Origin of the sequence: Streptomyces olivaceus (genome assembly GCF_000721235.1) — a bacterium.
GTDB classification, from domain to species: domain Bacteria; phylum Actinomycetota; class Actinomycetes; order Streptomycetales; family Streptomycetaceae; genus Streptomyces; species Streptomyces olivaceus.
Genome location: NZ_JOFH01000020.1, coordinates 61,687 through 75,631 on the forward strand (window position 1 = coordinate 61,687; position 13,945 = coordinate 75,631).

The 13,945-nt window shown below is 73.8% G+C and carries 12 protein-coding genes; 5 read left to right on the top strand and 7 right to left on the bottom strand.

The features are described 5' to 3' along the window. Positions 1 to 274 precede the first annotated feature (274 nt). Entirely contained in the window at positions 275 to 1,699 is a 1,425-nt protein-coding gene (locus tag IG94_RS0122505; RefSeq protein WP_031039970.1) for a S28 family serine protease, read from the top strand. A gap of 43 nt (positions 1,700 to 1,742) precedes the next feature. On the opposite strand, the gene IG94_RS0122510 is transcribed toward IG94_RS0122505, so the two are convergent. The 3 genes from IG94_RS0122510 to IG94_RS0122520 all read right to left on the bottom strand — a co-directional run bounded on the left by IG94_RS0122510 (position 1,743) and on the right by IG94_RS0122520 (position 5,592). Next, entirely contained in the window at positions 1,743 to 2,390 is a 648-nt protein-coding gene (locus IG94_RS0122510; protein ID WP_031039973.1) for a hypothetical protein, read from the bottom strand. 203 nt (positions 2,391 to 2,593) lie between these two features. Next, positions 2,594 to 4,453, bottom strand: coding sequence for a glycoside hydrolase family 3 protein (locus IG94_RS0122515; protein WP_031039976.1), 1,860 nt, complete (start codon positions 4,451 to 4,453; stop codon positions 2,594 to 2,596). A 164-nt stretch (positions 4,454 to 4,617) separates the two neighbouring features. Next, on the bottom strand, positions 4,618 to 5,592 hold the full coding sequence (locus IG94_RS0122520) for a LysR family transcriptional regulator (protein ID WP_052410796.1): 975 nt from the start codon (positions 5,590 to 5,592) through the stop codon (positions 4,618 to 4,620). A gap of 166 nt (positions 5,593 to 5,758) precedes the next feature. Here IG94_RS0122520 and IG94_RS0122525 point away from each other — a divergent pair, with 166 nt between their 5' ends. Then, on the top strand, positions 5,759 to 6,793 hold the full coding sequence (locus tag IG94_RS0122525) for an EamA family transporter (RefSeq protein WP_224286676.1): 1,035 nt from the start codon (positions 5,759 to 5,761) through the stop codon (positions 6,791 to 6,793). Here the strand turns inward: IG94_RS0122525 and IG94_RS0122530 are convergent. Together IG94_RS0122530 and IG94_RS0122535 are read right to left on the bottom strand one after the other, a co-directional pair. Beyond that, positions 6,777 to 7,577, bottom strand: coding sequence for a sugar phosphate isomerase/epimerase family protein (locus IG94_RS0122530; RefSeq protein ID WP_031039987.1), 801 nt, complete (start codon positions 7,575 to 7,577; stop codon positions 6,777 to 6,779). The two genes, IG94_RS0122525 and IG94_RS0122530, sit on opposite strands and share 17 nt — an antisense overlap. A gap of 306 nt (positions 7,578 to 7,883) precedes the next feature. Further along, entirely contained in the window at positions 7,884 to 8,933 is a 1,050-nt protein-coding gene (locus IG94_RS0122535) for a LacI family DNA-binding transcriptional regulator (protein ID WP_031039990.1), read from the bottom strand. A 257-nt stretch (positions 8,934 to 9,190) separates the two neighbouring features. Between IG94_RS0122535 and IG94_RS0122540 the strand changes: the two genes are divergently transcribed. Genes IG94_RS0122540 through IG94_RS0122550 form a run of 3 tightly spaced genes read left to right on the top strand, consistent with a single transcriptional unit; the run spans position 9,191 to position 12,353 of the window. Continuing rightward, the gene (locus IG94_RS0122540; RefSeq protein WP_031039994.1) at positions 9,191 to 10,342 is read left to right on the top strand and encodes a Gfo/Idh/MocA family protein; all 1,152 of its coding nucleotides are present in this window, start codon (positions 9,191 to 9,193) and stop codon (positions 10,340 to 10,342) included. Continuing rightward, the gene (locus IG94_RS0122545; RefSeq protein ID WP_031039997.1) at positions 10,339 to 11,493 is read left to right on the top strand and encodes a dihydrodipicolinate synthase family protein; all 1,155 of its coding nucleotides are present in this window, start codon (positions 10,339 to 10,341) and stop codon (positions 11,491 to 11,493) included. Before IG94_RS0122540 ends, IG94_RS0122545 begins: the two co-directional genes overlap by 4 nt. A 59-nt stretch (positions 11,494 to 11,552) precedes the next feature. Further along, entirely contained in the window at positions 11,553 to 12,353 is an 801-nt protein-coding gene (locus IG94_RS0122550; RefSeq protein ID WP_052410809.1) for a sugar phosphate isomerase/epimerase family protein, read from the top strand. A 249-nt stretch (positions 12,354 to 12,602) separates the two neighbouring features. Here the strand turns inward: IG94_RS0122550 and rbsD are convergent, their stop codons facing one another. Both rbsD and IG94_RS0122560 read right to left on the bottom strand, forming a co-directional pair. Then, positions 12,603 to 12,992, bottom strand: coding sequence for a D-ribose pyranase (rbsD, locus tag IG94_RS0122555; RefSeq protein ID WP_031040004.1), 390 nt, complete (start codon positions 12,990 to 12,992; stop codon positions 12,603 to 12,605). Then, complete coding sequence (locus IG94_RS0122560) at positions 12,989 to 13,927, bottom strand: ribokinase (protein WP_031040006.1); 939 nt, start codon at positions 13,925 to 13,927, stop codon at positions 12,989 to 12,991. The genes rbsD and IG94_RS0122560 overlap by 4 nt, the downstream gene beginning before the upstream one ends. Between the last annotated feature and the right edge of the window lie 18 nt (positions 13,928 to 13,945).

Here is a 13,945-nt window from a genome sequence, read left to right on the forward strand (position 1 = left end):
CCGCCGGGCTGCTGCCGCGACCGCGCCGGAGTGTCTGTGGTCCGCTGATCGCACGACGTGATCCTTCAGGTCCGTGGTCCCGTGTCAGTGAGAGTCCCGCCCGTGGACCCTAAGGGCACCGCGGGCCCCGGAATGTGTCACGGGTGCACGGGACTTGGTCAGTCCTGCACCGCCGCGGACCCACGACGGCCGGCGGTATCTTCCCGTCACCCCTGGTGTCCGCGCGACTTGCTCCGATAGCTTCCGGCGGACATCTGTTTCACAGGGAGGGTGCATGCGCAAGGCGCTCAGATGGCTGCTGGCGCTCGTGGTGCTGATAGGCACCGTCAGCACGGCGGGCGCGGCAACAGCCGCCGAGCCGAAGGCCGTCGACATCAAGGACCGGCTGCTGTCCATACCGGGCATGAGCCTGATCGAGGAGAAGCCGTACACCGGCTACCGCTTCTTCGTCCTCAACTACACCCAGCCGGTCGACCACCGGCACCCGTCCAAGAGCACGTTCCAGCAGCGGATCACCGTGCTGCACAAGGACACCGACCGCCCGACGGTCTTCTACACCGGCGGCTACAACGTCTCCACGACCCCCAGCCGGCGCGAGCCGACGCAGATCGTGGACGGCAACCAGATCTCCATGGAGTACCGCTACTTCACCCCGTCGCGGCCCGCGCCGGCCGACTGGTCCAAGCTGGACATCTGGCAGGCCGCCAGCGACCAGCACCGCATCTTCCAGGCGCTGAAGCCCGTCTACTCGGAGAACTGGATCTCCACCGGCGGCTCCAAGGGCGGCATGACCGCCACCTACTACGAGCGCTTCTACCCGCGTGACATGGACGGCGTCGTCGCCTACGTCGCCCCCAACGACGTGGTGAACAAGGAGGACTCGGCCTACGACCGCTTCTTCGCCCGCGTCGGTACGGAGGAGTGCCGCGACAAGCTCAACGGCGTGCAGCGCGAGGCGCTGGTGCGCCGGGCGCCGCTGGAGAAGAAGTACGCGGCGTACGCGGCCGACAACGGCTACACCTTCGACACCATCGGCAGCCTCGACCGCGCCTACGAGGCCGTCGTCCTCGACTACGTGTGGGGCTTCTGGCAGTACAGCACCCTCGCCGACTGCGCGGACATCCCGGCCGACGCCGAGAACGCCACCGACGAGGCGATCTGGGACTCCGTCGACACGATCTCCGGCTTCTCCGCCTACACCGACCAGGGCCTGGAGACGTACACGCCGTACTACTACCAGGCGGGCACCCAGCTGGGCGCGCCGACGATCCACTTCCCGCACATCGAGAAGAAGTACGTCCGCTACGGCTACCAGCCGCCGCGCAACTTCGTGCCCCGCTCGATCCCGATGAAGTTCGAGCCGTCGGCGATGCGGGACGTCGACACGTGGGTGCGGCACAACGCCCACCAGATGCTGTTCGTGTACGGCCAGAACGACCCGTGGGGCGCCGAGCCGTTCCGGCTCGGCCACGGCGCGCGCGACTCCTACGTGTTCACCGCGCCCGGCATGAACCACGGCGCCAACGTCGCCGGTCTGGTGGCCGACCAGAAGGCCGAGGCCACGGCCCGCATCCTCGACTGGGCGGGCGTCGCACCCGCCGAGGTCCAGGACGACCCGACGGCGGCCAGGCCGCTGGCGGCCTTCGACGCCAAGCTGGACAAGAGGGACGTCGAGCGGGAGACGGCGCTGCGCCCGTAGCACCGCCACCGCGTCACACCCGTGGGCTGTGCCCGGCCGCCGCTCACAGCGGCCGGGCACAGCCCACCGGCAGCTCGCCGCCCAGGCGGACGTACAGGACGGTGGCGGCCGGGCAGTCGGCGCGCTCGGCGACCGCCCGGACGACCTGGTACCGCGGCTCCTCCCCGCCTTCCGCGTCGCAGGCGGTCTCGCGCACCTTGCCGTCCCCGGTCTCGCGCACGCAGTCGCCGACGACGGTGCGCGGGCCGCCCCCGCCGCCCGGGTCGCCGGGGTGCGGCGGCCGGAGCCCGCGCATGCAGGCGTATCCGCGGGGCACGTTCCCGTCGCCGTCCTCGTCCGCGGACGGGCGCCGCTCACTGATGTGCAGGACGAAGTCGGTGGTGGCGGGGCACGGCGGCCCGTCCCTCGCACGGCCGTCCTCCCGGGCGACGACCCGCGCCGCCGCCCGCTCGCTGTCGCACGGCACCTCGGTGAAGCCGACCGTCCCCGACGAAGCGCACTCGCCGACCGCCAGGAACACCGCCCCGTACCCGGACGGCCGCGCCCCGGCGGACGTCGCCGCCGACACCGGCCGTTCCCCGTCACCGCCGTCCTCGCCGGGCGCCCCCTGGCAGCCCGTCAGCAGCACCGCCCCCAGCGCCCCCAGCGCCGGCAGTGCCCGCCGCACTCCCGCGGCCCCTCGCTCACGCATTGCGCCCCCCACCGGATTCCCCGTCCAGCGTGGCCCGCCGGAGCGGGCGCACGCCAGACGCGCGGGATGCTTGGGGCAGGAGCGCCGGGGTACCCCCCGGCGCGCGTCGCAGCCCGCGCTCCGACCGGCCGCGACGGCTGCGAGGACCGGCCGCGACCGCGACGAGTACCGGCCGCGGCGGCTGTGCGTACCCGCCGCGCCGGCTACGACCGGTAGGCCAGGCCGTGTCCCAGCGGGTAGAGCACCGTGTCCGGGTCGTCCGCGGAGACCACCGGCACCGGCAGCCTCCCGCGGGGCCGCACCCGTCCGGCGATCACCCGGGCCGCCGCCCGCACCTCGACGTCCGTCCAGGAGTAGGCGGCGAGGAAGGCGGGCACACCGGGGAGCTGGGCGACGTCGTACGGGTTGCGGACGGCGACCGCGACGACGGGCTTCCCGGTCTCCAGCAGCCGAGCGACCAGGGTGCGCTGACTGCTGCCCGCGGTGACGTTGTACGTGGCGACGACCACCGCGTCGGCGTCCCCGGCCGCCGCGACGGCCCGGTCGACGACCTCGGCGGAGGGCGCGGTGCCGGTGGACAGGGCGGTGGCCGTGAAGCCCAGCTCCGTCAGGGCGTCCGCGAGGACGCCGGTGGGCGGCCCGGTCGTGCCCGAGGGCGAGGCCGGGTCGGCGCCCACCACCAGCAGCCTGCGGTGCGCCCGGCGCGAGAGCGGCAGCAGGCGACCCTCGTTGACCAGCAGCGTGGTGCTCCGCTCGGCGATCCGGTCGGCCGCGGCCCGGTGGGCCCGGGTGCCGACGGTCCGCTCGACGTCCCGGCGACCGGTGTACGCGTCCTGGAAGAGACCCAGCTTCGCCTTCAGCCGCAGCACGCGCAGGATCGATTCATCGAGCCGCGCCTCGGTGAGTTCGCCCTCCCGTACGGCGGTCAGGACCGCGTTCCAGGCGAGCGGCAGGTCCGGCGGGTTGAGCAGCTGGTCGACGCCCGCCTTCAGCGCCAGGACGGGCACGCGCTCGTCGCCGTACTTGGTCCGTACGCCCTCCATGCCGAGGGAGTCGGTGACCACGACCCCGTCGTAGCCCAGCTCCTCGCGGAGGATGCCGGTGAGGATGGGACGGGAGAGGGTGGCCGGGTCGCCGGAGTCGTCGAGCGCGGGGACCATCAGGTGCGCGGTCATGATCGCGTCGATGCCGGCCTCGATCGCCGCGCGGAAGGGCGGTGCGTCCAGCTCCTCCCACTGCTCGCGGCTGTGCGTGATCACCGGGAAGCCGGTGTGGCTGTCGGTGGCGGTGTCGCCGTGCCCGGGGAAGTGCTTGGCGCACGCGGCGACCCCGGACCGCTGGAACCCCGTCACCTCGGCCGCCACCAGCCCGGCCACGGCATCGGGGTCGGCGCCGAAGGACCGTACGCCGATCACCGGATTGGCCGGGTTGACGTTCACGTCGGCGTCGGGGGCGTAGTCCTGCCGGATGCCCATCGCGCGCAGCTCGGCGCCCGCGATCCGGCCGAGGGTGCGGGCGTCGGAGCGCGAGCCGCCGGCGCCGACGGCCATCGCCCCCGGGAAGAGGGTGGCGGGCTCGCCCACGCGGGCCACCGCGCCGTGCTCCTGGTCGGTCGAGATCAGCACGGGGAGGCCGCGCGGCTGTTCCAGGGACGCCTTCTGGATGCCGTTGGAGAGGTCGGCGATCTGGTGCGGGTCGCGGGTGTTGTGCGCCCAGGCGAAGTAGATGACGCCGCCGACCCGGTACTCGGCGATCAGCTCGGCCGCGGTGCGGACGCCGATCTCCTCCAGGTTGGCGTCGATGTCGGCCTGGTCGGGGTCGGTGGCGGAGTGGCCGTAGACCCGGGTGACGAAGAGCTGCCCGACCTTCTCCTCCAGCGTCATGCGGGAGATCAGGGCACGCAGCTTGTCGTCGCCGGGCCCGCGGGCGTCGGCGTACGCGGTGCCGCTCCCGGCCGCGAGGGCCGTGCCGGCGACCGCGGTGGCGGTGGCGGTGGCGATGAGGACGGTGCGTCTGGAGGGCTGTGCGGTGCTTCCCGTGCCGGCCGTGCTGCTGTGGTGCACGTGCGCTCCTTCCGGAGGGCTGGTGAAGGAAACTTCCAAGGAATCAGCAATATCCGGAAGGTTTCTGCCAGTCAAGGGACCGCACACGAGTGGCCCGGCCGTGGTGTCGCGACGCCCGGCGACGGCGTGCGGCCGGGCGCCGTCGCCGGGCGGCGATCGGCGGGTCAGGCCGGGTGCGCGGCGGGACGGCCGGAGCGGTCGGAGCGGTCGGCACCTGTCGTCGCCGGGGCGGCGTGGGTCGAGGCGGCCGGCCAGTGGGCGCGCAGGGTGCGGACCGTTTCCGCGATCGCCGGGCGGCGTGCCGCGCCCGTGCGCCACAGCGCGTACAGCCGCCGTACCGGCATCGGTTCGAGCGCCACCTCCACCACGCCGTCCGGCAGCGGCCCGCGCCCCAGCCGGGGGATGAGGGCGATGCCCAGCCCGGCCGCCACCAGCGCCACGAGCGTCGGGTTCTCGTCCGCCTGGTGGACGATGTCCGGCTCGTGCCCGGCGCCGCGCAGGGTCCGCATCAGCCAGTCGTGGCAGACCCGGCCGGGCGGCTGGCAGATCCACCGCTCGCCGCCCAGCTCCGCCCGCCGCACGGCCGCCCGCCCCGCGAAACGGTGCCCCTTCGGGACCAGCAGGTCGCACAGGTCGTCCCCGATCGACGCCTGCTCCACGCCGGCCGGTGCGGGCAGCGGCGCGATGTCCCAGTCGTGCGCCACGACCAGGTCGACGGCGCCGTTGGCCACCAGGTCCACGGACAGATGCGGGTCGACCTCGGTGAGCCGGGCGTCGAGCGCGGGGTGCCGTACCGCCAGGTCGGCCAGTACGGACGGCAGCAGACCCCGCGCCGCCGACGCGAACGCGGCCACCGCCAGCCGTCCCGACGGCACCCCGCGCCGCTCCTCGAGGCGGGTCTCGGCCCGCTCCACGATGTCCAGCAACTCACGTGCGGTTGCCGCAAGTTGCCACGCCTCGGCGGTGAGCCGCACTCCGCGCCCCTCTCGTTCGAGCAGCACCGTGCGGGTCTCCCGCTCCAGCTTGGCGATCTGCTGCGACACGGCGGACGGCGTGAAACCGAGCGCGGCGGCCGCCGCACCGACCGTGCCGTGCACGGACACGGCGTGCAGGGCGCGCAGACGCTGCAGATCGAGCATGAAGGGCTCCCCGGAACGATCGACGAGTGGATCAATCAACGGATCAATCAACGGATCAATCAACGCATCAGTACGCATCAACCAACGGATCGATTAGTGGAGCTTCATCCAACCATGCAGTAATCATCGCTGGTGCTACATGGTCGTCCGGCCCGATCCTCGACCCATGCGACCTTCCCACCTCCTCCTCGCCGTGCTCGTCGCCGCCGTCTGGGGCGTCAACTTCACGGTCGTCGAGATCGGCCTCGGCCATTTCCCGCCGCTGCTCTTCTCCGCCCTGCGCTTCCTGGCCGCCGCGCTGCCCGCCGTCTTCCTGGTGGGCCGCCCGAAGGTCGCCTGGAAGTGGATCGCGGGGGTGGGGCTGGTGCTGGGCGTGGCCAAGTTCGGGCTGGTCTTCGTGGGCATGGACGCGGGCATGCCGGCCGGCCTGTCCTCCCTCGTCCTGCAGATCCAGGCGGTGTTCACCGCCGTGATCGCCGCCGCGGTCCTCGGCGAACGCCCCTCCCGCGTCCAGGCGCTGGGCATGCTGGTCGCAGTGGCCGGCATCGGCGCGGCGGCGGTCGACGAGGGCGCCTCCGGACCGCTGGGCGCGTTCGTCATGGTCGTCGGGGCCGCGGCGGCGTGGGGTGTCTCCAACGTCCTGACCCGCAAGGCGGCCCCGCCGGACGCGCTGAACTTCATGGTGTGGGTTTCGACCGTCCCGGTGCTCCCGCTGCTGGCCCTCTCCCTGCTCACGGAGGGCCCGGCCGACGACCTCGCGGCCCTGCGCGGCCTGGACTGGCAGGGGGCGGGCACGATCCTCTTCGTCGCCTGGGTCTCGACGGTCTTCGGCTTCGGCGCCTGGGGGTGGCTGCTGCGCCGTCACCCGGCCTCGACGGTCGCGCCCTTCTCCCTGCTCGTCCCGGTCTTCGGGATGTCGTCGGCGGCGCTGTTCCTCGGCGAGTCGGTGACCGTACCGCGCTGGTGCGCGGCGGCGCTCCTGGTCGGCGGCGTGGCCCTGACGACCCTCGCACCGTCCCGGCGCGCGGCGGGGGAGGCGGGGACGCCGGGGACGGCGGGGATGGCGGCGACGGCCGCGAACCGCAGGCCGGATGGGTCCGACGCGCCGGACGCGCGGGGTGCGTCGGGTGCCCCGGACGCGTCCGACACGCAGACCCCGCCCGCCCGGCGTCCGGAGCCCACGCTCACGCCGCGTCGGTGAGCAGCCGGGTGAGGTGTTCGCGCCCCGCGCCCAGCAGCTCCGGCAGCGGCGCGGCGGACTCGTACCACCGCTTCTCGTACTCCCAGCACAGCCAGCCGTCCCAGCCGTGCCGGGACAGCACGTCCACCACCTCGGTCAGCGGCAGTACCCCGGCGCCCAGCGGCAGCGGGGTGGTGTCGTCGGCCGAGGCGATGTCCTTGACCTGCACGTAGCCGAGGTGCGGGGAGAGCGCGGCGTAGGAGTCGGAGGGCTGCTCGCCGCCCAGCCAGGTGTGCATCACGTCCCACAGGACGCCGGCCCGCAGGTGCCCGACCGGCCCGAGGACGCGCATCGCGTCGGCGCCGGTGCGGTGCGAGTCGTGGGTCTCCAGCAGGATGGTCACGCCGCGCTCGGCCGCGTACTCGGCGGCGGTGCCCAGCCGCCGGGCGGCCGTGGCGTCGGCCTCGTCGGCGTCCTGCTCGGTGCCGCCGCCCGGGAAGACCCGGATGTACGGGGCGCCCAGGTCGCCGGCCAGGTCGAGGAGGCCGCGGATCTCGGCGAGGACCGGCTCGTCATCCCCGGGGGCGGCGACCCGCGCGTACCCCGCGAGACCCAGTACCTCGATGCCCGCCACCCTGAACTGCTCGGCGACGGCCGCCCGTTCCTCCGGGGTGAGGCCCGGATGCACCGGCTCCTCCGGGTGGGCACGCAGTTCGACGCCGTGATAGCCGTGCGCGGCAGCGAGCCCGAGCACGTCGTTCAGGGGCAGTCCGGGAACACCGAGGGTGGAGAACGCCAGCTTCATGCCCACGCAGCGTACCCGCCGACACGACGGCCACTCCTGACGCAACCCACCCCGCGCGCCCTCGACGCCGCAGACCGCCCTCACGGCGCAGGCCGCCCCCCTCAGCCCGTACGTTGCTCCGTGGCGCAGGCCGCCCCTCACCCCGTCCGGCGCTCCGTGGCGCAGGCCCCCCAGCCCGTCCGGCGTTTGAGGACGAGGCCGTTCAGGCCGAAGCGGGGGCCCGGGGGCGGCAGCCCCCGGAGACGCGCGCACCGACGCGGGGCGCCGCGTCACCCACGTACACCTCGCCCCCGTACACCCTCCCGCTCAAACCCCCCGCGGCTGTCCGCAGGACCCCCGCACCATCAACTCCCCCCGCACCGTCGCGATCCCCCCGATCGGCGCCTCCTCCCGCCCCATCGCGATCCGCCCCGCCCGCGCCCCCGCCTCCGCGAGCGGCAGCCGCACCGTCGTCAGCGCGGGCACCGCGTCGATGCTGAACGGCAGGTCGTCGAAGCCGGCCACGGACACGTCGTCCGGGATCCGCCGCCCGGAGTCGCGCAGCGCCGCGCACGCGCCCAGCGCGACGGAGTCGTTCGCGGCGACGACCGCGGTCAGGGACGGGTCCCTGCGCAACAGCTCCAGCGTCGCCTCGTACCCGGACTGCCGGTCGTAGCGGCCGTGGACGGTCCAGCGGGCGTCCTCCTCGATGCCGTGCGCGGCGAGCGCCGCCCGGTGGCCCTCCAGTCGGTGCCGGGTCGTGGTCCGCTCCTGCGGTCCCGCGATGTAGCCGAGCCGCCGGTGGCCGAGGCCGATCAGGTGGTCGGTCAGCTCCCGGCCGCCCCCGCGGTTGTCGAAGGTCAGCGCGACCGCCCCGGTCTCCGGCGCGGGCGGCCGCCCGCACAGCACCACCCGGGTCCCGGCCTCCGCCAGCCTGCGCAGCTTCGCCGCCATCGCCGCCTGGTGCGCCGCGTCCTCGATCGCCCCGCCGGTCAGCACGACCGCCGCCGCGCGCTGGCGCTGCAGCAGGGTGAGGTAGGTCAGTTCGCGCTCCGGGGCGCCGCCGGTGTTGCAGACCACGGCGAGTCTCTCGCCGCCCGCGCGCCCGCCCGGCCCGCCGATCTCGGACTGGACGGCGCCGGCCATGATGCCGAAGAACGGGTCGGCGATGTCGTTGACCAGGATGCCGACCAGGTCGGAGGTGGCCGCCGCCAGCGCGCTCGCGGGGCCGTTGAGTACGTAGTCCAGCTCGTCGACGGCCTTGAGCACCCGCTCCCGGGTGGCGGCGGCCACGGGGTAGTTGCCGTTCAGTACGCGCGACACCGTCGCGGGGGAGACCTGGGCGCGGGCCGCCACGTCCGCCAGTGTCACCGTCATCGTCCTCGTCCTCCGCCTCGCGCGTCGCGCGCCTGTGCCGTACGCCGTCCGGGGGTGACTTTACGGCCACCGCGACGGCCGCCGCCCACGGTTGTTCGCCCCCTCGAACAACTCGCCCGACCCGCGGTCTTGTCCGGACCGCCGTCCACAGGCTAGCTTCGTTATACATAGAAAGCGCTTGCTGTACGGCTCGTTCCGTTCGTTCCGCTCCACGGCTCGTTTACAGCTCGCGGCATCGCTCGTACGAAGGGAATGACGTGACACGCAAGACGGTGCGTATCGCCATGAACGGTGTGACCGGGCGCATGGGCTACCGCCAGCACCTCGTCCGCTCCATCCTGGCGCTGCGCGAACAGGGCGGCCTCGACCTCGGCGACGGCACCGTGCTGTGGCCGGAGCCGGTCCTGGTCGGCCGCCGCGAGCACGCGCTGCGGGCGCTGGCCGAGCGGCACGGTCTCGACGACGTCTCCACGGACCTGGACGCGGTGCTGGCCGACGACAGCATCGAGATCTACTTCGACGCCCAGGTGACCTCGGCCCGCGAGGAAGCGATCAGGAAGGCCGTCGCCGCGGGCAAGCACGTCTACACCGAGAAGCCGACCGCCACCGGCCTCGACGGCGCCCTCGAACTCGCCCGCCTCGCTCAGGCGAAGGGCATCAAGCACGGCGTCGTCCAGGACAAGCTCTTCCTCCCCGGCCTGCTCAAGCTCAAGCGCCTCATCGACGGCGGCTTCTTCGGCCGCATCCTGTCCGTGCGCGGCGAGTTCGGCTACTGGGTCTTCGAGGGCGACTGGCAGGAGGCCCAGCGCCCGTCCTGGAACTACCGCGCGGAGGACGGCGGCGGCATCGTCGTCGACATGTTCCCGCACTGGGAGTACGTGCTGCACGAGCTGTTCGGCCGGGTGAAGTCGGTCCAGGCCCTGGCCGCCACCCACGTCCCCGAGCGCTGGGACGAGAAGGGCAAGCCCTACGACGCCACCGCCGACGACGCCGCCTACGGCGTCTTCGAACTCGACGGCGGCGCGATCGCGCAGATCAACTCCTCCTGGGCGGTGCGCGTCAACCGCGACGAGCTGGTCGAGTTCCAGGTCGACGGCACCGAGGGCTCGGCCGTCGCCGGGCTGCGCAACTGCCGTGTGCAGCACCGCTCCGCCACCCCCAAGCCGGTCTGGAACCCGGACATCCCGGCCACCTACTCCTTCCGCGAGCAGTGGCAGGAGGTCCCGGACAACGGCGAGTTCGACAACGGCTTCAAGGCCCAGTGGGAGCTGTTCCTCAGGCACGTCTACGCCGACGCCCCCTACCACTGGGACCTGCTGGCCGGCGCCCGCGGCGTCCAGCTCGCCGAACTGGGCCTGAGGTCCTCCGCCGAGGGCCGCCGCCTCGACGTACCGGAGATCGCGCTGTGACCCTGCACCTCCCCGACGCCCACGGCGCCCTGCGCGCCTACGAACCGCGCGCCGAGCCCCTGTCCCTCGCCGGGGGAAGCGCTTTCACCTCCCGTACGGTCTTCTCGGCGGCGCACGTCGTCGCCGACCCGTACGCGGACACCACCCCCGACTCGCCCGCCGCCGTCGACTGGGACGCCACCCTCGCCTTCCGCCGCCACCTGTGGTCCCACGGACTCGGTGTCGCCGAGGCGATGGACACCGCTCAGCGCGGCATGGGCCTGGACTGGGCGGGTGCGGCCGAGCTGATCCGCCGCTCCGCCGCCGAGGCGAAGTCGGCCGGCGGCCGCATCGCCTGCGGCGTCGGCACGGACCAGCTCACCGCCGCCGGCACCCTCGCCGAGGTCCGGGCGGCGTACGAGGAACAGCTCGCCGTCGTCGAGGAGTCCGGCGCCCAGGCCATCCTGATGGCCTCCCGCGCCCTCGCCGCCACCGCGCAGGGCCCGGACGACTACCTGGAGGTCTACGGCCACCTCCTGCGCCAGCCCGCCGAGCCGGTGATCCTGCACTGGCTGGGCCCCATGTTCGACCCGGCCCTGGAGGGCTACTGGGGCTCGTCCGACCTGGACGCGGCGACGGACACCTTCCTGGAGGTCATCGCCGCCCACCCCGACAAGGTCGACGGCATCAAGGTCTCCCTCCTCGACGCGCAGCGCGAGATCGAGCTGCGCCGCCGCCTCCCGCAGGGCGTGCGCTGCTACACCGGCGACGACTTCAACTACCCGGAGCTGATCGCGGGCGACGACCAGGGCTTCAGCCACGCCCTGCTGGGCATCTTCGACCCGCTCGGCCCGCTGGCCGCCGAGGCGGTCCGCGTCCTCGACACCGGGAACACGGACGGCTTCCGCGCCCTCCTCGACCCCACCGTCGAACTCTCCCGCCACCTCTTCCAGACCCCCACCCGCTACTACAAGACCGGCGTGGTCCTCCTCGCCTGGCTGGCCGGCCACCAGAGCCACTTCACGATGGTCGGCGGCCTCCAGTCGGCCCGCTCCCTGCCGCACTTCGCCCGCGCCTACGAACTCGCCGACGGGCTGGGCCTGTTCCCCGACCCCAAGCTCGCGGAGGAGCGCATGCGGAACCTGCTGAACCTGTACGGAGTGAACCAGTGAGCGACACCGCACCCGACACCGCCGCCGCGCCCGACCTGAGCCGCTTCAGCATCAACCAGATGACGGTCAAGCAGCTCTCCCTGCCCGAACTGACCGCCGCCTGCCGCGAACTGGGCGTCGGCAACGTCGGCCTGTGGCGCGAGCCCGTCCAGGCGTACGGCGTCGAGGCCGCCGCCGAACTGGTCCGCGACGCGGGCCTGCGCGTCACCACCCTGTGCCGCGGCGGCTTCCTCACCGCCGTCGGCGCCGACGCGCGCGCCGAGGCCCTGGCCGACAACCGACGCGCCGTCGACGAGGCCGCCGCCCTCGGCACCGACACCCTCGTCCTGGTCTCCGGCGGCCTCCCGCCCGGCGACAAGGACCTGCGCGCCGCCCGCGAACGCATCGCGGACGCGCTGGCCGAACTGGGCCCCTACGCCGAAGAGCACGGCGTGCGCCTCGCCATCGAGCCGCTCCACCCGATGTTCGCCTCGGACCGCTGCGTGGTCTCCACCCTCACCCAGGCCCTGGACCTCGCCGAACGCTTCCCCGCCCAGCAGGTCGGCGTCACCGTCGACACGTACCACATCTGGTGGGACGACCGGGCGCCCGAGCAGATCGCCCGGGCCGGCGCGGGCGGCCGCATCCACACCTTCCAGCTCGCCGACTGGACCACCCCGCTGCCCGAGGGCGTCCTCAACGGCCGCGGCCAGATCGGCGACGGCGCGGTCGACATGCGGGAGTGGAAGGGATACGTCGAGGCGGCCGGGTACACCGGCGCCATCGAGGTGGAGCTGTTCAACGAGGGGCTGTGGGCGCGCGACGGGCGCGAGGTGCTGGCCGAGACGGCGGCCCGGTTCGCGGCGTACGCGGGGGACTAGGCCGCGGGGGACGGGGAGGGGACACCGGCCCGAAAAAAGTATCGGCGACCGGTACAACCCTGCCCGGGGTCCGCGGGTCGTACTTGGCATCAGGACATCCGTGGGGGTACCCGGGGGGGAATTCACGGGGTTCTGAAGGGGAGGGAAACACGAGGGGGCCCGGTCGGTGACCGGGCCCCCTCGGGGTTTTCCGCACCGCGGTCCTCCCGCTGTCCTCGGGGCGAGACCGTCTTCGGGGTGAAGGCGGTGTCAGAAGAAGACCCCGCACCGCAGCAGCACGTTGGCGTACGGCCGCGCCTCGCCGGTGCGCACGATCAGCCGCGCCCCCGCCGACAGCTCCTTCAGCCGCTCGTGCGGGACGAGGCCGAGCGCCGGGAAGTATCCGTCGAGCAGCGCCGCGGCCGCCGCGTTGGCGTCCCGGACCTCCGTCGCCGCCGTCGCGCCCTCGACGACCAGCTCGGCGAGGAGCCCGTCCAGCACCTCGGCGAACGACGGCACCCCGGCCCGGAAGGCCAGGTCGACGACGCGCGGGCCGTCCGGTACGGGCATCCCCGCGTCGCACACCAGGACACCGTCCCCGTGGCCGAGTTCGGCCAGGGCACCGGAGAGGTGGCGGTTGAGTATCCCGGCCTTCTTCACCGGCCCTCCCCCTCCAGCGCCCCGGCCTCCGCCAGCGCCCCGGCCTCCGCCGCCGTCGGATACGACGCCTGCGCTCCCGCCCTCGTGACCGACGCCGCGCCCACCCGGGCCGCGTACGCCGCCGCCTCGGTCAGCGACTCGCCGGTGCCGAGCCGCCAGGCCAGCGCCGCGGTGAACGCGTCGCCCGCGCCCGTCGTGTCCACGGCGTCCACCTTCACGGACGGCACCCGGGCCACGCCCCCGGCCGCCGACGCGACCAGCGCGCCCTCCGCGCCCAGGGTCACGACCACCGAACGCGGCCCCTTGGCCAGCAGGACGCGGGCCCAGTCCTCGGGGCGCTCGCCGACGCGGGCGTCACCGAGGACGACCTTCGCCTCGTGCTCGTTGACGATCAGCGGGTCGCAGGCCGCCAGCACCTCCGGCGGAAGGGGGCGCGGCGGCGAGGGGTTGAGCACGAAACGGCTGTCCGGTGCCAGACTCCGGACCACCTCCACGACCGTCTCCAGCGGGATCTCCAGCTGCGTGGAGACCACGCGGGAGGCGTGGAAGAGGCTGGCCGCGGCGCGGATGTCGCCGGGCGCCAGCCGGCCGTTGGCGCCCGGCGAGACCACGATGCTGTTGTCCCCGGACGGGTCGACCGTGATCAGTGCCACGCCGGTCGGCGCGCCGCCCACCAGGACGCCGACCGTGTCGACACCGGCCGCCTGCTGCGAGTCGAGCAGCAGCCGTCCGTGGCCGTCGTCGCCGACCCGGGCCAGCAGGGCCGTACGGGCGCCGAGCCGGGCGGCGGCCACCGCCTGGTTGGCGCCCTTGCCGCCCGGGTGGACGGCCAGGTCGGAGCCGAGCACCGTCTCGCCCGCCCCCGGCCGCCGTTCGACGCCGATCACGAGGTCGGCGTTGGCCGATCCCACGACCAGGAGGTCGTAGTCGTACATCAGTCGTTCTCCGATCGA